General features: G+C 73.4%; 23 protein-coding genes. 6 read left to right on the top strand and 17 right to left on the bottom strand.

Annotated elements, in window-relative coordinates:
• Positions 1-48: 48 nt before the first annotated feature.
• The 7 genes from trpM to hisI form a co-directional block, all read right to left on the bottom strand.
• Entirely contained in the window at positions 49-243 is a 195-nt protein-coding gene (gene trpM, locus ACZ4VF_RS09200; protein ID WP_467924251.1) for a tryptophan biosynthesis modulator TrpM, read from the bottom strand.
• 20 nt (positions 244-263) lie between these two features.
• Positions 264-1,073, bottom strand: a complete 810-nt coding sequence (gene trpC / locus ACZ4VF_RS09205; RefSeq protein WP_467924253.1) for an indole-3-glycerol phosphate synthase TrpC — start codon at positions 1,071-1,073, stop codon at positions 264-266.
• A 134-nt stretch (positions 1,074-1,207) separates the two neighbouring features.
• The gene (locus ACZ4VF_RS09210) at positions 1,208-1,639 is read right to left on the bottom strand and encodes a DUF2752 domain-containing protein (RefSeq protein WP_467924255.1); all 432 of its coding nucleotides are present in this window, start codon (positions 1,637-1,639) and stop codon (positions 1,208-1,210) included.
• 159 nt (positions 1,640-1,798) lie between these two features.
• Positions 1,799-2,056, bottom strand: coding sequence for an HGxxPAAW family protein (locus tag ACZ4VF_RS09215; RefSeq protein ID WP_467924257.1), 258 nt, complete (start codon positions 2,054-2,056; stop codon positions 1,799-1,801).
• A 128-nt stretch (positions 2,057-2,184) separates the two neighbouring features.
• Positions 2,185-2,823 carry a TIGR02234 family membrane protein gene (locus tag ACZ4VF_RS09220; protein ID WP_467924259.1) on the bottom strand — a complete coding sequence of 213 codons (639 nt, stop codon included), beginning with the start codon at positions 2,821-2,823 and terminating at the stop codon, positions 2,185-2,187.
• Between the two features lie 52 nt (positions 2,824-2,875).
• A complete protein-coding gene (locus tag ACZ4VF_RS09225) occupies positions 2,876-4,354 on the bottom strand; it encodes an anthranilate synthase component I (RefSeq protein ID WP_467924261.1) in 1,479 nt (492 codons plus the stop codon).
• An 11-nt stretch (positions 4,355-4,365) separates the two neighbouring features.
• Positions 4,366-4,767: a phosphoribosyl-AMP cyclohydrolase gene (gene hisI, locus ACZ4VF_RS09230; RefSeq protein ID WP_467924263.1), complete on the bottom strand. Its 402-nt coding sequence runs from the start codon at positions 4,765-4,767 to the stop codon at positions 4,366-4,368.
• A gap of 140 nt (positions 4,768-4,907) precedes the next feature.
• Here hisI and ACZ4VF_RS09235 point away from each other — a divergent pair, with 140 nt between their 5' ends.
• Together ACZ4VF_RS09235 and ACZ4VF_RS09240 are read left to right on the top strand one after the other, a co-directional pair.
• The gene (locus ACZ4VF_RS09235) at positions 4,908-5,543 is read left to right on the top strand and encodes a TIGR03085 family metal-binding protein (RefSeq protein WP_467924265.1); all 636 of its coding nucleotides are present in this window, start codon (positions 4,908-4,910) and stop codon (positions 5,541-5,543) included.
• A gap of 10 nt (positions 5,544-5,553) precedes the next feature.
• Positions 5,554-5,952: a VOC family protein gene (locus tag ACZ4VF_RS09240; protein ID WP_467924267.1), complete on the top strand. Its 399-nt coding sequence runs from the start codon at positions 5,554-5,556 to the stop codon at positions 5,950-5,952.
• A gap of 6 nt (positions 5,953-5,958) precedes the next feature.
• On the opposite strand, the gene ACZ4VF_RS09245 is transcribed toward ACZ4VF_RS09240, so the two are convergent.
• From ACZ4VF_RS09245 to hisD, 10 genes are all read right to left on the bottom strand, one after another.
• Positions 5,959-7,197 carry an MFS transporter gene (locus ACZ4VF_RS09245; protein ID WP_467924269.1) on the bottom strand — a complete coding sequence of 413 codons (1,239 nt, stop codon included), beginning with the start codon at positions 7,195-7,197 and terminating at the stop codon, positions 5,959-5,961.
• Positions 7,198-7,219: 22 nt separating this feature from the next.
• Positions 7,220-7,807, bottom strand: coding sequence for an ArsR/SmtB family transcription factor (locus ACZ4VF_RS09250; protein WP_467924271.1), 588 nt, complete (start codon positions 7,805-7,807; stop codon positions 7,220-7,222).
• A 130-nt stretch (positions 7,808-7,937) separates the two neighbouring features.
• Entirely contained in the window at positions 7,938-8,693 is a 756-nt protein-coding gene (gene hisF / locus ACZ4VF_RS09255; protein ID WP_467924273.1) for an imidazole glycerol phosphate synthase subunit HisF, read from the bottom strand.
• 6 nt (positions 8,694-8,699) lie between these two features.
• Entirely contained in the window at positions 8,700-9,092 is a 393-nt protein-coding gene (locus ACZ4VF_RS09260) for a RidA family protein (RefSeq protein ID WP_467924275.1), read from the bottom strand.
• Entirely contained in the window at positions 9,089-9,814 is a 726-nt protein-coding gene (gene priA / locus ACZ4VF_RS09265; protein WP_467924277.1) for a bifunctional 1-(5-phosphoribosyl)-5-((5-phosphoribosylamino)methylideneamino)imidazole-4-carboxamide isomerase/phosphoribosylanthranilate isomerase PriA, read from the bottom strand. Before priA ends, ACZ4VF_RS09260 begins: the two co-directional genes overlap by 4 nt.
• Positions 9,815-9,817: 3 nt before the next feature.
• Positions 9,818-10,468 (bottom strand): imidazole glycerol phosphate synthase subunit HisH, encoded by a 651-nt coding sequence (gene hisH / locus ACZ4VF_RS09270; protein ID WP_467924279.1) that lies wholly within the window; start codon positions 10,466-10,468, stop codon positions 9,818-9,820.
• On the bottom strand, positions 10,459-10,623 hold the full coding sequence (locus ACZ4VF_RS09275; RefSeq protein WP_467924281.1) for a hypothetical protein: 165 nt from the start codon (positions 10,621-10,623) through the stop codon (positions 10,459-10,461). Before ACZ4VF_RS09275 ends, hisH begins: the two co-directional genes overlap by 10 nt.
• Before the next feature lie 4 nt (positions 10,624-10,627).
• Complete coding sequence (gene hisB / locus ACZ4VF_RS09280; protein WP_467924283.1) at positions 10,628-11,221, bottom strand: imidazoleglycerol-phosphate dehydratase HisB; 594 nt, start codon at positions 11,219-11,221, stop codon at positions 10,628-10,630.
• A 3-nt stretch (positions 11,222-11,224) separates the two neighbouring features.
• Positions 11,225-12,331: a histidinol-phosphate transaminase gene (locus ACZ4VF_RS09285; protein ID WP_467924285.1), complete on the bottom strand. Its 1,107-nt coding sequence runs from the start codon at positions 12,329-12,331 to the stop codon at positions 11,225-11,227.
• A complete protein-coding gene (gene hisD / locus ACZ4VF_RS09290) occupies positions 12,328-13,653 on the bottom strand; it encodes a histidinol dehydrogenase (RefSeq protein ID WP_467924287.1) in 1,326 nt (441 codons plus the stop codon). The genes ACZ4VF_RS09285 and hisD overlap by 4 nt, the downstream gene beginning before the upstream one ends.
• A 199-nt stretch (positions 13,654-13,852) precedes the next feature.
• Here hisD and ACZ4VF_RS09295 point away from each other — a divergent pair, with 199 nt between their 5' ends.
• The 4 genes from ACZ4VF_RS09295 to ybaK all read left to right on the top strand — a co-directional run bounded on the left by ACZ4VF_RS09295 (position 13,853) and on the right by ybaK (position 17,925).
• Positions 13,853-15,430 (top strand): oxidoreductase, encoded by a 1,578-nt coding sequence (locus ACZ4VF_RS09295; RefSeq protein WP_467924288.1) that lies wholly within the window; start codon positions 13,853-13,855, stop codon positions 15,428-15,430.
• Between the two features lie 160 nt (positions 15,431-15,590).
• Entirely contained in the window at positions 15,591-16,631 is a 1,041-nt protein-coding gene (locus ACZ4VF_RS09300; RefSeq protein ID WP_467924290.1) for a hypothetical protein, read from the top strand.
• An 11-nt stretch (positions 16,632-16,642) separates the two neighbouring features.
• Positions 16,643-17,383 carry an LON peptidase substrate-binding domain-containing protein gene (locus tag ACZ4VF_RS09305; RefSeq protein WP_467924292.1) on the top strand — a complete coding sequence of 247 codons (741 nt, stop codon included), beginning with the start codon at positions 16,643-16,645 and terminating at the stop codon, positions 17,381-17,383.
• 41 nt (positions 17,384-17,424) lie between these two features.
• Entirely contained in the window at positions 17,425-17,925 is a 501-nt protein-coding gene (gene ybaK / locus ACZ4VF_RS09310; RefSeq protein WP_467924294.1) for a Cys-tRNA(Pro) deacylase, read from the top strand.
• Positions 17,926-19,147: the final 1,222 nt, after the last annotated feature.

Below are 19,147 nucleotides of genomic sequence, written 5' to 3' on the forward strand. Positions count from 1 at the left end.
CCGCGGGCCGTAAAGGGGATGCTCGTGCACGCGCGGCGACAGCCGCGCCTAGGACAGGGCCCCGCGCCCCTTCGGGGCGCGCTGCCATCGCATGCCGTTGACCTGCCCGGGTTCGTCACCGATGACGTACCGCACCCGTCGCCCGTGCACACGCCTCGCGGGCGCACGGCAACCACGGGGCCGGCAGCCGCGCGCGAGGCGGGCGTACGGGTCCCTGGCCGGGTGGGTGGTCTCCGTGGTCATCGCGGTCAGCTTACCGGGGTTCAGCCCCGCCCGTGGCGCAAAGCGGGATGTTCGCCGGCCGCCACCAGATCGGCGACGGCGGCCTTCGGGTCGCGGCCGGTCACCAGGGACTCGCCGACCAGCACGGCGTCGGCGCCGGCGTTGGCGTAGGCGATCAGGTCGTGCGGGCCGCGCACGCCGGACTCGGCGACCTTGACGATGTGGTCCGGGATCTCCGGGGCGACCCGCTCGAAGGTGCCGCGGTCCACCTCCAGCGTCTTCAGGTTGCGCGCGTTGACGCCGATGATCCTGGCGCCCGCGTCCACCGCCCGCTCGACCTCGTCCTCGTCGTGCACCTCGACCAGGGGGGTCAGGCCGATGGACACCGCCCGCTCGATCAGCGACTCCAGGGCCGGCTGGTCCAGGGCGGCCACGATCAGCAGCGCGAGGTCGGCGCCGTACGCCCGGGCCTCCCAGAGCTGGTACGACGTGACGATGAAGTCCTTGCGCAGGACGGGGATGTCCACGCGCGCGCGGACGGTCTCCAGGTCGGCCAGCGAACCGCCGAAGCGGCGCTGTTCGGTGAGGACGGAGATGACGGCGGCGCCGCCCGCCTCGTAGTCCGCGGCGAGTCCGGCCGGGTCGGCGATCGCCGCCAGCGCGCCCTTGGAGGGGCTGGAGCGCTTGACCTCGCAGATCACCTTGACGCCGTCGCCCTTGAGTGCGGCCACCCCGTCCTTGGCGGCGGGGGCCTTCGCCGCACGCTCCTTGAGCTCGTCGAGGGTGACGCGTGCCTGCCGCTCCGCGAGGTCGGCACGGACTCCGTCGATGATCTCGTCGAGCACACTCACGCGAGCGGCCCCCTTCCAGACGGTGGTTCCTTCAGGTTCTGAAAACCCGTGGTCAATGCGATGGTATCCGCACGAACGCCCAGGCTTCGCATCCGGCGGAGGCCGGTCCCACTACCTGGACATTCGTCGTTCGATCAAGGGTGGAGCCAGCCACCGAACGGCAGGTTCCGGACGACGGTGAACGTCAGCAGCACCGCTCCGAGGGCCCACAGCCGGGCCGTTGTGAGCTCGAAGCGCACCGGCCGCCCGCGTGCCGTGCGGGCCGCCCACACGGTCCACAGCACGCCGAGCCCCAGGTAGGCCGGTACAGCGAGCGCGTTGTCGCGCAGCGCGCCGAGCAGATCGCCGTGGACGAGGGCGTGGGTGCTCCGCAGCCCTCCGCAGCCCGGGCAGTACAGCCCGGTGAGCTGGTACAGCGGGCAGACCGGGTAGTGCCCGGGCTGGTTGGGGTCCACGGCCCCCACGTACGCGAAGGCCACGGCCGCGGCCGCGAGCAGCCCCACCGGCGCGCCGATCCGCCGCCGGACGGGGACGGGGGGCGCGGCCGGCCTGCTGGAGACGTTCACGCGGCCATTCTCCCCCGCCGGTCACGACCCCGCCTCACGGGCGGCCGCCCCTGCCGCACACGCGCGTGCGGCACACGGGTCCGACGCACGGGGCGAACGCGAGGGGCGGTCCGCAGCATCCCTCCGGATGCCGGACCGCCCCTCGCGACAACCCGGGACTCAGCTCTCCGCGGCCGCCGGCTCGCGCGTCGCCGCGGGGGCGGTGTGCGGCAGGGCGCGGGCCTGCTTCGGCTGGCCGAGGCCCATGGCGCGCATGATGCCGCCGACCACACCTCCGAGGAGGATCAGCGCCATGCCGGCCCAGAAGCCGACGGGCTGGGCCATCACCATGAAGGCACCCGCGACGCAGAAACCGATGAAGGCGATGATGACACCGGTCCAGGCGGCCGGGGTGTGACCGTGGCTGCTGCCCGCCATGACTTGCTCCTCGTTGCTGTCTGTGTGTCGTACGAGCCGGACGCTCGCCGTCCATTGTCCCGTACGCGTGCGTGTGCCGGACGCGGGGGTGGCGTCTGGTTCACCACATCCCCCGCCGCGTCCGGGGGTCAGGCGCCCGTGGGGTCCTCGCCCCGGTCCAGGGCCTTCCAGATCTCCTCGGGGCGCTCCGGGTCGGCCGGGCGGGCGCCGCGCCCCGGGCGGGCGGTGCCGCGCTCGTACCGCCCGGACATCGCGGGCCACAGGCGGCCGTAGCGCAGGGCGAGCAGTCCGGCGAGCAGGATCAGGACGCCGCCGGCGGCCGCGACGTAGGGCCAGGCGGTGTGGGTGAGCGCGTCGACCGTGGCGGAGGTGTCGCCGCTGGCCTTGGCGGCCTGCTCGTCCAGGGCGGAGCCGTCGGCGGCGGCCGCCAGGGCCGCGGCGGCGATCCCGGCGCCGGACAGCGTGAGCAGCCCGGACACGAGGAGCCGGCCGGCGCGGCGGACGGCGAAGACGGCGACGAGGGCGGCGAGGCCCACTATGGCGAGGGCCGCGGGGACGCCCGTGACGTCGCTGCCCTTGGCGGTCAGCGGGAACGCGCCGCCGGCCACCGTCGCGGTGCCCTCCGCCCAGCGCTGCCGGGTCGCGAGCAGCGTCACGGCCGCGCCGAGCGCACCGCACAGGAGGGCCACGGCGAGGCTCCGCCGGCCGGACCGGGCGGTCGCGGCGGCTTCGGAACGGGGGTGAGGTACAGCAGTCACGTACTCCACTATCGCCTGAACCCCGGGCGAACCGTCACCCGGGGTTGGTATGAGACGCGTCCTACCGCGCCAGGCGGTTCGCCGTGTGCACCGCCCGCAGCACCGCCGCCGCCTTGTTGCGGCACTCCTGGTCCTCGGCGACCGGGTCGGAGTCGGCGACCACGCCGGCGCCCGCCTGGACGTAGGCGGTGCCATCGCGGAGCAGGGCCGTACGGATGGCGATCGCGGTGTCGGAGTCGCCGGCGAAGTCCAGGTAGCCGACGCAGCCGCCGTACAGACCGCGGCGGGACGGCTCCAGTTCGTCGATGATCTGCATCGCGCGAGGCTTGGGGGCGCCGGAGAGGGTGCCGGCCGGGAAGCACGCGGTGAGCACGTCGAAGGCCGTGCGGCCGGGGGCCACCCTGCCGGTGACGGTGGAGACGATGTGCATCACGTGCGAGTACCGCTCGATGGACATGAAGTCGACCACCTCGACGGAGCCGGGCTCGCAGACCCGGCCGAGGTCGTTGCGCCCGAGGTCGACCAGCATCAGGTGCTCGGCGCGCTCCTTGGGGTCGGCGAGCAGCTCCTCGGCGAGGGCCTGGTCCTCCTGCGGGGTGGCCCCGCGGTGCCGGGTGCCGGCGATGGGGTGGACCATCGCGCGCCCGTCCTCGACCTTGACCAGGGCCTCGGGGGAGGAGCCGACGACGTCGAAGCCGTCGAAGCGGAACAGGTACATGTACGGGGAGGGGTTGGTGGCCCTCAGGACCCGGTAGACGTCCAGGGCGCTCGCCGTGCACGCGGTCTCGAAGCGCTGGGAGGGCACCACCTGGAAGGCCTCGCCGGCGCGGATGCGCTCCTTGACGTCCTCGACGGCCCGCTGGAAGTCGGGGCCGCCCCACCGGGCGGTGTACTCGGGCAGCTCGGAGGGCGGAAGGTGCGCCGGGGGCTGGGCGACCGGGCGGGTCAGGTCCGCCTCCATGGCGTCCAGGCGGGCCACGGCGTCCGCGTAGGCCTCGTCGACGCCGGTGTCCAGGTCGTTGTGGTTGATCGCGTTGGCGATCAGCAGGACCGAGCCCTCCCAGTGGTCCATCACCGCGAGGTCGCTGGTCAGCAGCATGGTCAGTTCGGGCAGCCGCAGGTCGTCGTGCTCGCCGGGGCCGATCTTCTCCAGGCGGCGGACGATGTCGTAGCCCAGGTAGCCGACCATGCCGCCGGTGAAGGGGGGCAGGCCCTCCTGGTGCGGGGTGTGGAGGGCCTGCAGGGTGGCGCGCAGGGCCTGGAGGGGGTCGCCGTCCGCGGGGACGCCGATGGGCGGGACGCCGAGCCAGTGGGCCCGGCCGTCGCGGACGGTGAGCGTGGCGGCGCTGCGGACGCCGACGAAGGAGTAGCGCGACCAGGAACGGCCGTTCTCCGCGGACTCCAGCAGGAAGGTGCCGGGGCGCTCGGCGGCGAGCTTGCGGTAGAGCGCGACCGGGGTGTCGCCGTCGGCGAGGAGCTTGCGCGTGACCGGGATGACGCGCCGGTCGGTGGCCAGCTTGCGGAAGGTCTCCAGTTCCATGGCGGCTGACCTTACTGACCGGATCCGGGTACGCCGGAACCGGCGTCCGCGAGGAGCACGTCCGCGTCGAAGCAGGTGCGCGCGCCGGTGTGGCAGGCGGCGCCCACCTGGTCGACCTTGACCAGCAGGGTGTCGGCGTCGCAGTCCAGGGCGACCGACTTCACCAGCTGGAAGTGGCCGGAGGTGTCGCCCTTGACCCAGTACTCCCGGCGGCTGCGCGACCAGTAGGTGCAGCGGCCGGTGGTCAGCGTCCGGTGCAACGCCTCGTCGTCCATCCAGCCGAGCATGAGCACCTCGCCGGTGTCGTACTGCTGGGCGATGGCGGGGACGAGCCCGTCGGCGCTGCGCTTGAGCCGCGCGGCGATCTCCGGGTCGAGGCTGCTGGGCCGGGGTGCACCGGTCGTACTGGTCATGGGTCACATTCTGCCGCGCGGGACCGGGAGCGGGACGCGGCCGTCCATCACATGGTCGCGGACGGCGCGGGGCGACCCGTGCGGGGTGGTGGCCGGGGTGACGGGTGGGCGGGACGTGTACGTGGTCGTAGGCTGACCGCATGTCGACCTTTGCCAAGCGTGAACGGCTCCTCCTCGCCGACCTCTTGGAGACCGTCGGGCCGGATGCCGAGACCCTCTGCGAGGGCTGGCGCACCCGGGACCTGGCCGCGCACGTGGTCGTGCGCGAGCGCCGCCCGGACGCGGCCGGGGGCGCGCTGCTCAAACAGCTCGCGTCGCGCCTGGAGAAGGTGATGGCCGAGTACACCGCCAAGCCGTACGAGGAGCTGATCCAGCTGATCCGTACCGGTCCGCCGCGGTTCTCGCCGTTCCAGCTCAAGCAGGTCGACGAGGCGGCCAACATCGTGGAGTTCTACGTCCACACGGAGGACGTCCGCCGCGCCCAGCCGGACTGGGGTCCGCGCGAGCTGGACCCGGTGTTCCAGGACGCGCTGTGGTCCCGGCTCGAACGCGTGGCGCGGCTGATGGGCCGGGGCGTGCCCACGGGGCTGGTGCTGCGCCGGCCGGACGGCCAGACGGCGGTGGCGCACCGGGGCACGCCGGTGGTCACGGTGACCGGTGAGCCGTCGGAGCTGCTGATGTTCGCGTACGGCCGGCAGCGCGCGGCCAGGGTGGACCTGGAGGGCGACGCCGAGGCGATCGACCGGCTGCACGAGTCGAAGCAGCTGGGCATCTGAGAGGACCGGCATGATCAAGGTGGCGATGACCGGCGTGTACGTGGACGACGTGCCGAAGGCGCACGCCTTCTACACCGGTGTCCTCGGCTTCGAGACCCGCACCCACATGGATCTCGGCGGCGGCACGCTCTTCGTGACGGTCGGGGCGCGGGAGGGGGCCCAGCGGGACCTGGAGCTGCTGCTGGAGCCCGGCGAGGGCCCGATCGCGGAGCCGTACCGCCGGGCGCTGCACGAGGCGGGGCTGCCGTGCATCGTCTTCTCGGTGGACGACCTCCGAGGCGAGTACGAGCGGCTGAGCGGCCTCGGTGTCCGGTTCACGCATCCGCCGCAGGAGCAGGGCCCGGTGCTGGCGGCGGTGTTCGACGACACGGTGGGCAACCTGGTGCAGTTGGTCCAGCCGACGGGGTGACGGCGGTCAGCCGGGGAGTTCCGCGCGGCGCAGGCCCGGTACGGCGAGGGCGACGACCCCGCCGAGCCCGCAGACGGCCGCGCTGACGACGAACACCGGGCCGGGGCCCCACGCCCCGATCGCCGCGGCGGCGAACGGCATGCTCAGCGGGGTGAGGCCGAGGCTGACCAGGCTGGAGACGGAGGTGACCCGGCCGAGGTAGGCGGGGTCGGCCTGGGTCTGGAGCAGGGCGCCGCACATCGCGCCGCTCAGGCCGGTGAGCAGTCCGACGACCGCGGCGGTGCCGACGGCGGCCGGGAGGGCCGGGACCTGGGCGAGGGTGCCGATGGCCACCGAGCCGGCGATGACGGCGTACCCGGTGACCAGTCCCGCCCGCGGCAGCCGGCCCCGGACGGCGAGCAGCAGCGAGGCGGCGCCCGCCCCGGCGCCGAACCCGGCCAGCACCCAGCCCATCCCGGAGGCGCCCCAGCCGCGCCGGTCGGCGAGCAGGGTCAGTCCGACGTTCAGGGGGCCGACGAAACCCAGGTCGCCGAGGGCGATGGCGAGCATCAGCGGCCCCAGCACCGGGTGCCGCCGGACGTACCGCAGGCCCTCCCCGAGGTCGCTCCAGGGAGTCCGCTCCGCGCGGCGGGTGCCGTCCTGGGGCAGGTTCCGCACGCGTACGCAGACCAGCAGCGGCACCGAGACGGCGATGAGCGCGCCGGCCAGGGCGAAGGCGGCCGGGGCGCCGCCGAGCGCCACGCCGAGGCCGCCGAGCGGGGCACCGAGGACGCTCGCGCAGCGGATGGCGAGGCCGCGCATGCCCTGGACGCGGGCGAGCTGGTCCTTCCCGGTGATCCTGGCCGGCAGGGCGCCCACGGCGGGCAGGAAGACGGCGTCGACGGCGCCGAAGACCACCGCCAGCAGGGCGAGCGGCCACAGTCCGGGGCTGGTGAGGAACAGCAGGGCGGCCACCGCCAGGACGGCACCGCACCGTACGGCGTCACTGCCGATGACGACGCGTCTCGGTCCCAGCCGGTCGGCGATCACGCCCCCGCCGAGCATCAGCACGGCCCGGGGGACGGCGCTGGCGGACATCACGAGCCCGGCCTGCGCGGGGGTGCCGGCCTGGACGGCGGCCCAGGACAGGGCGAGGTAGTAGACGCTGTCGCCGAGCATCGAGGCCGTGTAGGCGCCGAGCCAGCGCAGGACGTTGGGGTCGCGGTGGGCCTGCGTGGTCGCGGGCGGCACGAGCGTGGCGGTCACGGGAGGGCTGTCCTCTCAGACGTCAGACGCGGAACGGGAAGCCGTACACGTGCACCGCGACATGCTCGCGTCCCTCGGTGTCGCCGGCCTCCTCGCGGGCCCGGCCCTGCTCGTCGTACCGCTTGAGCAGCTCGTCCAGGTCCTTCTTCAGCTCGGCGAGTTCGCCGGCGGTGAGGCGCAGCAGGGCCTCCGAGTCGTGCGCCGCCGCGTTCCACTCGGGCCCCCAGCGGGCGCGCTCGTCGAGGTACCTCCGGTACATCTCGGCGCGCTGCTCCAGGAACAGCCGGGACGCCGCCAGGTGCGCGGCCGCCTTCTCGGGTGCGTCCCGGAAGTCCGCGTCACGGATGGAGACGCCCTCGGACGACGGCTGCCACCACCGCTCGCGCCCGTCCGAACTCCGCGGCTCGGCCTCCTCCACCAGGCCGTGCGCGGCCAGCTTGCGCAGGTGGTAGCTGACGAGCGAGACCGCCTCGTCCACCTGCTCGGCCAGCTGCGAGGCCGTGGCGACCTCGGCGACGAACAGCAGCCGGTACAGCTTCATGCGCAGCGGATGGGCGAGCGCCTTGAGCGTGCCGATGTCCGTGATCCGGCGGTTCTCCTCGCGGGGCATGCCGCGACCCTAGACATGAAAGAGAAATTGCGCAACGGTCCTTGCGCAATTTCTCTTGCGCGTCCGGGCGAAGAGAAGGCCCCGGCCCTCACGGCCGGGGCCCGCGCGGGGCGGTCACCTCACGGCGGGGTCACCGCACGGGGTGCCCCGCCCCCCGCAGCGTCTCCTTCACCTCGCCGATCCTCAGGTCGCCGAAGTGGAACACCGACGCGGCCAGGACCGCGTCCGCGCCCGCCTCGACGGCCGGGGGGAAGTCGGCGAGCCTGCCGGCGCCGCCGGAGGCGATCACCGGGACGGTCACGTGCTTGCGCACCGCCGCGATCATCTCCAGGTCGTAGCCGTCCTTGGTGCCGTCCGCGTCCATGGAGTTCAGCAGGATCTCCCCCGCGCCCAGCTCGGCCGCCCGGTGCGCCCACTCCACCGCGTCGATGCCGGTGCCGCGCCGGCCGCCGTGGGTGGTCACCTCGAAGGTGCCCTCGGGAGTGCGGCGGGCGTCCACCGACAGCACCAGGACCTGGCGTCCGAACCGCTCGGCGATCTCGCGGATCAGGTCGGGACGGGCGATCGCGGCGGTGTTCACGCCCACCTTGTCGGCGCCCGCCCGCAGCAGCCTGTCCACGTCCTCGGCCGTGCGGACACCGCCGCCGACCGTCAGCGGGATGAACACCTGCTCGGCGGTGCGGCGCACCACGTCGTACGTCGTCTCCCGGTCGCCGGAGGACGCGGTGATGTCCAGGAACGTCAGCTCGTCGGCGCCCTCGGCGTCGTACACCTTGGCCATCTCGACGGGGTCGCCCGCGTCGCGCAGGTTCTGGAAGTTGACGCCCTTGACGACCCGGCCGTTGTCCACGTCCAGGCAGGGGATGACTCGGACCGCCAGGGTCATGACTGCTCAGGCTCCTCTGAATGCTTCGAGTTCTACTTCGACCAGGATGCGCGGATCGACGAAGCCCTCCACGACCAGCAGGGTCGAGGCCGGGCGGACGGTGTCGAACAGCTCTTTGTGGGCGCGGCCGACCGCGTCCACGTCCCGCGCGTGGGTCAGGTACATCCGCGTACGGATCACGGACTCGACGCCGAGCCCGAACTCGCCGATCGCCTCGACCGCGCTGGTGAAGGCCACCTTGGCCTGTTCGTACGGGTCGCCCTCCCCGTACAGCACGGTGCCCTTGAAGGACGTCGTGCCCCCCACCAGCACACGGTCGCCCGCCGCGACGGCGCGTGCAAAACCGAAGGACTCTTCCCAGGGACTTCCGCTCTGCACACGCCGCACGGCACCGCTCATGACGACACAGCCTCCAAGGCCTCTTCCAGGGTGAACGCCTTCGCGTACAGCGCCTTCCCTACGATGGCGCCCTCGACACCGAGGGGTACCAGCCCGGCGAGGGCGCGGAGGTCGTCCAGGGACGACACGCCGCCGGAGGCCACGACCGGACGGTCCGTGGCGGCACACACGTTCCTCAGCAGCTCCAGGTTCGGGCCCTGGAGCGTGCCGTCCTTGGCGATGTCGGTGACGACGTACCGCGCGCAGCCCTCCTTGTCGAGGCGCTCCAGGGTCTCGTACAGGTCGCCGCCGTCGCGGGTCCAGCCGCGGCCGCGCAGGGTGGTGCCGCGCACGTCCAGGCCGACGGCGATCTTGTCGCCGTGCTCGGCGATGACCTTGGCGACCCACTCGGGGGTCTCCAGGGCCGCGGTACCGAGGTTGACCCGGGTGCAGCCGGTGGCGAGGGCGGCCGCGAGGGTGTCGTCGTCCCGGATGCCGCCGGACAGCTCCACCTTGATCTCCATCGCCTCGGCGACCTCGGCGATCAGGGCTCGGTTGTCGCCGGTGCCGAACGCGGCGTCCAGGTCGACCAGGTGCAGCCACTCGGCGCCGGAGCGCTGCCAGGCGAGGGCGGCCTCCAGCGGGGAGCCGTAGGAGGTCTCGGTCCCGGACTCGCCGTGCACGAGGCGGACGGCCTGGCCGTCGCGGACGTCGACGGCGGGGAGGAGTTCGAGCTTGGCCATGGTCTACAGGGTTCCGATCCAGTTGGTGAGGAGCTGGGCACCGGCGTCGCCGGACTTCTCGGGGTGGAACTGGGTGGCCCACAGGGCGCCGTTCTCCACGGCGGCGACGAACGGCTTGCCGTGCGTCGACCAGGTGACCCGAGGGGCCTCGATCACGGGGTTGTGGGTCTCCAGCCGCCACTCGTGGACGGCGTAGGAGTGCACGAAGTAGAAGCGCGCGTCGGCGTCCAGGCCGGCGAACAGCCGGGAGCCGGCCGGGGCGTCGACGGTGTTCCAGCCCATGTGGGGCACGACGTCGGCCTGGAGCGGCTCGACCGTGCCGGGCCACTCGTCCAGGCCCTCGGCCTCGACGCCGTGCTCGATGCCCCGCGCGAAGAGGATCTGCATGCCGACGCAGATGCCCATGACCGGGCGCCCGCCGGACAGCCGGCGGTCCACGACCCAGTCGCCGCGCGCCTCGCGCAGGCCCTTCATGCAGGCGGCGAACGCGCCGACGCCCGGCACCAGCAGGCCGTCGGCGTTCATCGCCTTGTCGAAGTCACGGGTGATCTCGACGTCGGCACCCACGCGCGCGAGGGCACGCTCGGCCGAGCGGACGTTGCCGAAGCCGTAGTCGAAGACGACGACCTTCTTCGCAGCGGTGCTCAATTCCACACCTCCAGCCGCATGACGCCCGCCACCAGGCACAGGCCCGCACCGATCGAGAGCAGCACGATCAGGCTGGTGGGCATCTTCTGCTTGACGAAGGAGATGATGCCGCCGGCCAGGAAGAGGCCGACGACGATCAGGAGGGTCGACAGACCGTTCATGGGGTTACAGCGCGCCCTTCGTGGAGGGGAGGATGCCGGCCGCGCGCGGGTCGCGCTCGGAGGCGTAGCGCAGCGCCCGGGCCAGCGCCTTGAACTGGCACTCCACGATGTGGTGCGCGTTGCGCCCGTACGGTACGTGCACGTGCAGCGCGATCTGCGCCTGGGCGACGAAGGACTCCAGGATGTGCCGGGTCATCGTCGTGTCGTACTCGCCGATCATCGGCGCCATGGTCTCGGGCTCGGTGTGCACGAGGTAGGGCCGGCCGCTCAGGTCGACCGTCACCTGCGCCAGCGACTCGTCCAGCGGGACCGTGCAGTTGCCGAAGCGGTAGATGCCCACCTTGTCGCCGAGGGCCTGCCTGAAGGCGGCGCCGAGCGCGAGGGCGGTGTCCTCGATGGTGTGGTGGGAGTCGATGTGCAGGTCGCCGTCGGTCTTCACGGTCAGGTCGAACAGACCGTGCCGGCCGAGCTGGTCGAGCATGTGGTCGTAGAAGCCGACGCCGGTGGCGATGTCGGTCTTCCCGGTGCCGTCGAGGTCTATCTCGACCAGCACCGACGTCTCCTTGGTGGTGCGCTCCATGCGTCCTGTGCGGCTCATGCGTTACAGCTCCTTCTTCAACTCACGGACCGCGTCGAGGAACGCGTCGTTCTCCTCCGGGGTGCCGGCGGACACCCGCAGCCATCCCGGTACGCCGTTGTCCCGGACCAGGACGCCCCGGTCGAGGATCTTCCGCCAGGCCTCGTGGGCGCTGGCGAACCGGCCGAACTGGACGAAGTTCGCGTCGGACTCGGTGACCTCGTAGCCGATCGCGCGCAGCTCGGCGACCAGCCGGTCCCGCTCGGCCTTCAGCTGCTCGACGTAGCCCAGCAGCGTGTCGGTGTGCTCCAGCGCGGCCAGCGCGGTCGCCTGGGTGATCGCCGACAGGTGGTACGGCAGCCGGACCAGCTGGACGGCGTCCACGACCGCCGGATCGGCGGCGAGGTAGCCGAGGCGCAGGCCGGCCGCGCCGAACGCCTTGGACATCGTCCGGGAGACGACCAGGTGGGGGCGGCCCTCCAGCAGCGGCAGCAGCGAGGCGCCGTGGCTGAACTCGACGTACGCCTCGTCCACGATCACCATCGACGGCTTGGCCGCCTGCGCCGCCTCGTACAGCGCGAGGACCGTCTCCGCCGGTACCGCGTTGCCGGTGGGGTTGTTGGGGGTGGTGACGAAGACGACGTCCGGCCTGTGCTCGGCGATGGCCCGCTCCGCGGCGGGCAGGTCGATCCCGAAGTCCTCGCCGCGCGGGCCGGAGATCCAGCCGGTGCCGGTCCCGCGCGCGATGAGCGCGTGCATCGAGTACGACGGCTCGAAGCCGAGGGCGGTACGGCCCGGCCCGCCGAAGGTCTGCAGCAGCTGCTGGATGACCTCGTTGGAGCCGTTGGCGGCCCACACGTTCTCCGGGCCGAGCGGGTGACCGCCGGTCCTGGTCAGGTAGGCGGCCAGCTCCGTGCGCAGCTGGACCGCGTCCCGGTCGGGGTAGCGGTTCAGGTCACGGGCGGCCTCCCGCACCCGCTCCGCGATCCGCTCGACCAGCGGCTCGGGCAGGGGGTACGGGTTCTCGTTGGTGTTCAGCCGTACGGGGACGTCCAGCTGGGGCGCGCCGTAGGGGGACTTGCCTCGCAGCTCGTCCCGTACGGGGAGATCGTCGATCCGCACGTCGCTCACTTGCTCTCGGGTACCTTCCAGCCGAACCTCGCCTTGATCGCCGCGCCGTGCGCCGGCAGGTCCTCGGCCTCCGCCAGCGTCACCACGTGGTGCGCGACCTCGGCCAGCGCCTCCCTCGTGTAGTCGACGACGTGGATGCCGCGCAGGAAGGACTGCACGGACAGGCCCGAGGAGTGGCAGGCGCAGCCGCCGGTGGGCAGGACGTGGTTGGACCCGGCCGCGTAGTCGCCGAGCGAGACGGGGGCCCAGGGGCCGATGAAGATCGCGCCCGCGTTCCTGACCCGGTCGGCGACCGCGGCGGCGTCGGCGGTCTGGATCTCCAGGTGCTCGGCGCCGTAGGCGTCGACCACCTTCAGGCCCTCCTCGACGCCGTCCACGAGGACGATCGCGGACTGCCTGCCCTTGAGGGCGGGCACGATCCGGTCCTGGATGTGCCGGGTGGCGGCGACCTGCGGCTCCAGCTCCTTCTCCACCGCGTCCGCCAGCTCGACGGAGTCGGTGACGAGGACGGCCGCCGCGAGCGGGTCGTGCTCGGCCTGGCTGATCAGGTCCGCGGCGACGTGCACCGGGTCGGCGCCGGCGTCCGCGAGGATCGCGATCTCGGTGGGGCCGGCCTCGGCGTCGATGCCGATCTTGCCGGTGAAGTAGCGCTTGGCCGCGGCGACCCAGATGTTGCCGGGGCCGGTGACCATGTTCGCGGGCGGGCAGGACTCGGTGCCGTACGCGAACATCGCGACGGCGGTGGCGCCGCCCGCCGCGTACACCTCGTCCACGCCGAGCAGGGCGCAGGCGGCGAGGATGGTGGGGTGCGGCAGCCCGCCGAACGCGGCCTGGGCCGGGGAGGCGAGCGCGATCGACTCGACCCCCGCCTCCTGGGCCGGGACGACGTTCATGACCACGGAGGACGGGTACACGGACCGGCCGCCGGGCGCGTAGAGGCCGACGCGCTCGACCGGCACCCACTTCTCGGTCACCGAGCCGCCGGGCACCACCTGCGTGGTGTGCGTCGTACGGCGCTGCTCGCGGTGGACCAGCCGGGCGCGGCGGATGGACTCCTCCAGGGCGGCGCGCACGGCCGGGTCGAGACCGGCGAGCGCGTCGGTGAGCGCCTCGGCCGGGACACGGACGGTTTCCAGCCGTACTCCGTCGAACTTCTCGGCGAAGTCGATCAGCGCCGCGTCGCCGCGATGATGCACGGCCTCGCAGATCGGGCGCACCTTCTCCAGGGCGGCCTGAACGTCGAAGTCGGCTCGGGGCAGCAGGTCGCGCAGGGCCGGGCCCTCGGGAAGGGCGTCGCCGCGCAGATCGATTCGGGAAATCACAGTCCCAATTCTCTCAGACCGGTGTCGGCAACCGTCCGCGCGTATCAATGGCTGATACAGAACGTGGACCAATGGCTGGTACATAGGCTGGCCGGAACGCGGAAGATCACCTTCACGTGTGGTGTTCCGGGGGTCACGCAGCGGGCATGAACGGCTGTACGAAATCCGCTGGAACACCACTGAACCGGGAGGGGGAACGGTGACCGAGGGGGCCGGCATCCGCACCGGGGATCTGCCGGACGACCTGACCGCGGCCGAGGCGGGCATGTGGCAGGCCTTCCGCAACGGCAGCGTCTACGACCTGAGCTGCGGCGACTTCGTGGTGGACGATCCGCACGGCGGGCACCCCTGGGGTCCCGAGCGGACCGTGCGGGCCCGCATCGTCTGCTGGCTGCTGCTGGACGGACCGCCGGCGCTGGCCGGCCGGGTGTCCGCGCTGAAGCTCGTCGGCGTGCGGATCACCGGCCCGCTGGACCTGGCGGGCGGCCAGGTCACCCCCTACGTCGAGCTGACCGGCTGCCGCTTCGACGAGGAGGTCCGGCTGCCGGAGGCCCGGTTCACGACCGTGCGCCTGGTGGACTGCTCGGTGCCGCGCCTGGAGGCGGCCCGCGTGCACACCGAGGGCGATCTGCACCTGCCGCGCTGCCGGTTCCCGGGCGGGGTCCGGCTGACGGACGCGCACATCGGCACCGATCTGCTGCTCAACCAGGCGATCGCGTACCGCGACCGCGGCGGACGGTCGATCGCGGCGGACGGCCTGACCGTCGGCCAGGACCTCCAGGCGGAGATGCTGGAGTCGCACGGCGAGTTCAGCCTGCGGGGTGCCCAGATCGGCGTCTCGCTCAGTCTGCGCGGCGCGAGGCTCGCCAACCCCTACTCCCGCTACGCCCTGAACGCCCCCCAGCTGACGGTCGAGCGCACCCTGTACCTGACCCCGGCCGGGGTGGGCAGCCCGCTGCTGAGCGGGACGACTCCCGCGCGCGGGACCCGCATCCAGCCGTTCGACTGCCGGGGCGGGGTGCGCCTGGACGACGGGCGGTTCGGGGACGCCGTGGACCTGGAGCGGGCCCGGTTCGACCTCACCGACGACCAGGAGCTGTCGCTGCGCCGGGTGCAGACCCCGGAGCTGCGCTTCCTGGGGGACAAGCCGCAGCGGGGCAAGGTGGTGCTGTCCGGCGCGCGGGTGGTGAACCTGGTGGACCGGTCCGGCAGCTGGCCGGACGCGGGCCGGCTGCACATGGGCGGTTTCGCCTACGAGAACCTGGTGCCGCAGGGCCCGTTCCCGCTGACCGAGCGCCTGGACTGGGTGTCGGCGGCCACCGCCGAGTACGCGCCGGAGCCGTACGAGCGGCTGGCCGCCGTGCTGCGCGCCGCCGGGGAGGACGAGGACGCCCGCGAGGTGCTCCTCGCCAAGCAGCGCCGGCGGCGCGAGACGCTGCCGCTGGCCGGCAAGTTCTGGGGGTACGCCCAGGACTGGACGGTCGCCTACGGCTACCGTCCGGGCCGGGCCCTGGTGTGGATGACGGTGCTCTGGGCGGCGGGCACCCTCGCGTTCGCGCACGCGGACCATCCGCCGCTCAACTCCGGCGGGCATCCGGCCTGGAGCCCGGCCCTGTTCACGCTGGACCTGCTGCTGCCGGTGATCGACCTGGGGCAGGCCGGCCAGTGGCAGCTGAGCGGCGGCTGGCAGTGGCTGGCGACGGTGCTGATCCTGGCCGGCTGGGTCCTGGCGACGACGGTGGCGGCGGGGGCGACGAGGCTGCTGCGGCGCAGCTGACGCCGGGTGCGGGCGTGACCCTCCAGACGGAGCACACAATTCCGTCACCACTTGAACCTTCACCTTTTACCGGTCCTTGACCGTCGGGGATACAACTTTCCGTCACTTGTCCAGGCCCACTGGCGCGGCCCCGACCTGCGGACTTTCAATGGTCGGCACCATGGCTCTGCTGCCCTCGTTCATCCGCCCCACCCGGATGACCAAACGCACCGCACGCCCGGCCGGACAGCCCCCCGCCGGGGACGAGGCCGTGCTCGACGCGCCCGACGACCGCCTCTCCCCCGCGCTGGTCGCGGCCGGCCGGGGCGAGTACGGCGCCGCGGCCGGCCTGCTCGCCGCCACCCGCGCCGGGGCCGAGTGGGAGGACCGGGACCGGTACGTGCGACGCCTGAGCGCCTTCGCCCGCTCACGCCCCGAGTGGTACGAGGACTGGCGCGCCGCCGACCCGGACGACCCCGGGGTGCTGGTGGTCGGGGCCCAGCTGGCGGTGGACCGCGCCTGGCCCTCGCCGGCCCGCGCCGAGCTGCTGCGCGAGGTGAGCCCGCTCATCACCGCCGCCGCCCGCGCCGACGACCGCGACCCGGTGCCCTGGCGGATCGCGCTCGACCACGCCCGCGGCTCGCGGGCCGGGCACCGCTACTTCGAGGAACTGTGGGAGGCGGCGGTCCGGCGCGCCCCGCACCACTACGGCTGCCATGTGGCCGCCCTGCGCTACCTCGCCACCTTCGGGCGCGACTGCCACCTCGCCTGCTTCGACTTCGCCGACCGGGCCGCGCAGGACGCCCCGGCCGGCTCGCTCGTGCAGGCCCTGCCCGCCCGGGCCGCGTTCGGCTGGCTGACCGACGGCCGCGGGCCGGAGGTGCCGCGCGCCCGGCTGGACGCGGCGGCCGACCGCGCGATCGGCCTCTCCGGGCGCTTCCCGGCGGCCGACCCGTGGCCCGCCGAGGTCCGCAACAAGCTGCTGTACGTGCTGCTGCGGCTGGACCGGTACGACGAGGCCCGCGCCCAGCTGCGCCTGATCGGTCCGTACGCCACGTCCTTCCCCTGGGACCGCTTCTCGGACGACCCCCTCGGCCACTTCCTGCGGCTGCGCGAGCACCTGGAGACGGCGGGCCCGCGGCCCGCGCCGGCCGAGCTGCTGACGGCGCCCGCGGCACCCCTGGAGGGCCGGGGCGGACACGTGTGCGCCGGCGACCACTAGGCTGGGGCGCCGTGACCACCGTCCGTCTCCCGCTCTTTCCGCTGAACTCGGTGCTGTTCCCCGGGCTCGTGCTGCCGCTGAACGTCTTCGAGGAGCGTTATCGCGCCATGATGCGCGAGCTGATGAAGACCCCCGAGGACGAGCCGCGCCGGTTCGCCGTCGTCGCCATCCGTGACGGCCACGAGGTCGCCCCGAGCGCCCCGGGCATGCCGGATCCCACGGCCCAGCCCGAACGCGGCCCGACCGCCGGCTTCGGACCCGACCCCGTCAAGGCCTTCCACGGGGTGGGCTGCGTGGCGGACGCGGCGACCGTCCGGGAGCGGCCCGACGGCACGTTCGAGGTGCTGGCCACGGGCACCACCCGGGTCCGGCTGCTGTCCGTGGACGCGTCGGGGCCGTTCCTGACCGCGGAGCTGGAGGAGCTGCCGGAGGAGCCCGGGGACGAGGCCGGCGCGCTGGCCGAGGGCGTCCTGCGCTCCTTCCGCCAGTACCAGAAGCGGCTCGCCGGCGCCCGCGAGCGCTCGCTGTCCACCGGCACCGACCTGCCGGACGACCCCGGCGTGGTGTCGTACCTGGTGGCCGCGGCGATGGTGCACGACACGCCGACGAAGCAACGGCTGCTCCAGGCCCCGGACACCGCGTCCCGGCTGCGCGACGAATTGAAACTCCTTCGCGCGGAGACGGCCATCATCCGTAACCTGCCGTCGTTGCCCATGTTCGAGCTGACGCGGACACCGACGAGCCTGAACTGAGGGACCGAGGGACCGAGGGACTGAGGGAAGCCCGACAACCGATGGCCAGGAAACCGAAGAAGCAGCAGCCCGGGGGAACGCCCGCGACGGTCGCCCTGACGGCGGCGGGCGTGGACTTCACCGTCCACGCCTACGACCACGACCCCTCGCACCCCTCCTACGGCGAGGAGGCGGCCGAGGCCATGGGCGTCTCCCCCGAGCGCGTCTTCAAGACACTCGTCGCCGACGTGGACGGCTCCCTGGTGGTCGGCGTGGTCCCGGTGGCCGGCTCCCTTGACCTCAAGGCCCTCGCGGCGGCGGTGGGCGGCAAGCGGGCCACCATGGCCGACCCGACCCTCGCCGAACGCACCACGGGGTACGTCCGCGGCGGCATCTCCCCGCTCGGCCAGCGCAAGAGGCTCCCCACGGTCCTCGACGACTCGGCCGGGGCCCACCCGACGATCTGCGTCTCGGCGGGCCGGCGGGGTCTTGAGGTGGAGCTGGCACCGGAGGACCTGGCGAAGCTGACGGACGCGGTGCTGGCCCCGATCGGACGCGACTGACACGGGCGCCCGGACGGAACCACCGCGGACGCCCGGACCGGGCTGACACGGGTCGGAGCGTGGCCGTCCCAGCCAGGGGCCGGGCTGACACGGGCATCGGAGCGGGGCCGTCCCAGACCGGGGCCGGGCTGACACGGGCATCTGAGCGGGGCCGTCCCAGACCGGGCCGGGCTGACGCTGGCATCGGAGCGGGGCTGCCCCAGACCGGAGGCCGGGCTGACACGGGCATCTGAGCGGGGCCGTCCCAGACCGGGGCTGGGCTGACGCGGGCATCGGAGCGGGGCCGTCCCAGACCGGGGGCCGGGCTGACGCGGCCACCCCGCGCCAGGCGGCGTCGAAGCGAGCTGACGCAGGCCGGTGTACGGAACCACGGCAGGCGCCCGGGCCAGGCCGAGCCGAGCAGGGGACTGACGCAGACCCGGGCCAGGCTGACGCAGGCCACCAGGCCGGGCGAACACGGACATCGCAGCGAGCCGAGGCGGGCCGGCGGACGGGACCACGGCAGGCGGCCGGGCCGAGCCGAGCCGAGCAGGGGACTGACGCAGACCCGGGTCAGGCTGACCCAGGCCACCGCACCCAGCGAACACGGACATCGCAGCGAGCCGAGGCGGGCCGGCGGACGGGACCACGGCAGGCGCCCGAGCCGAGCCGAGCCGAGCAGGGGACTGACGCAGACCCGGGCCAGGCTGACCCAGGCCACCGCACCCAGCGAACACGGACATCGCAGCGAGCCGAGGCGGGCCGGCGGACGGGACCACCTCAGACGCTCGCACCCTGCCGACACAGGCATCGGAGCGGGACTGACGCAGACCACCGCGCCGGACTGACGCAGAGAACCGGGCCAGCTCCAGGCTGACGCAGGCCACCAGGCCAGGCGTACGCAGGCGTCGGTGTGGGGCCGTGGCAGGCGGCCGGGCAGGGCTGCCGCAGGCAACCGGGCCGGGCCGACCCCAGCATGTGGCTGACGCAGACCCGGGCCAGGCTGCCCAAGCCACCAGGCCAGACATACGCAGGCGTCGATGCGGGGCCGCAGCAGACTGCCCGGCAGGACAACGCAAACCACCAGGCCAGACGCACGCAGACGTCGATACGGGGCCGCAGTAGACGGCCCGGCAGGACAACGCAGACCACCAGGCCAGACGCACGCAGACGTCGGTGCGGGGCCGCAGCAGACGGCCCGGCAGGACAACGCAGACCACCAGGCCAGACGCACGCAGACGTC

Source organism: Streptomyces sp. NPDC029151, assembly GCF_055564315.1.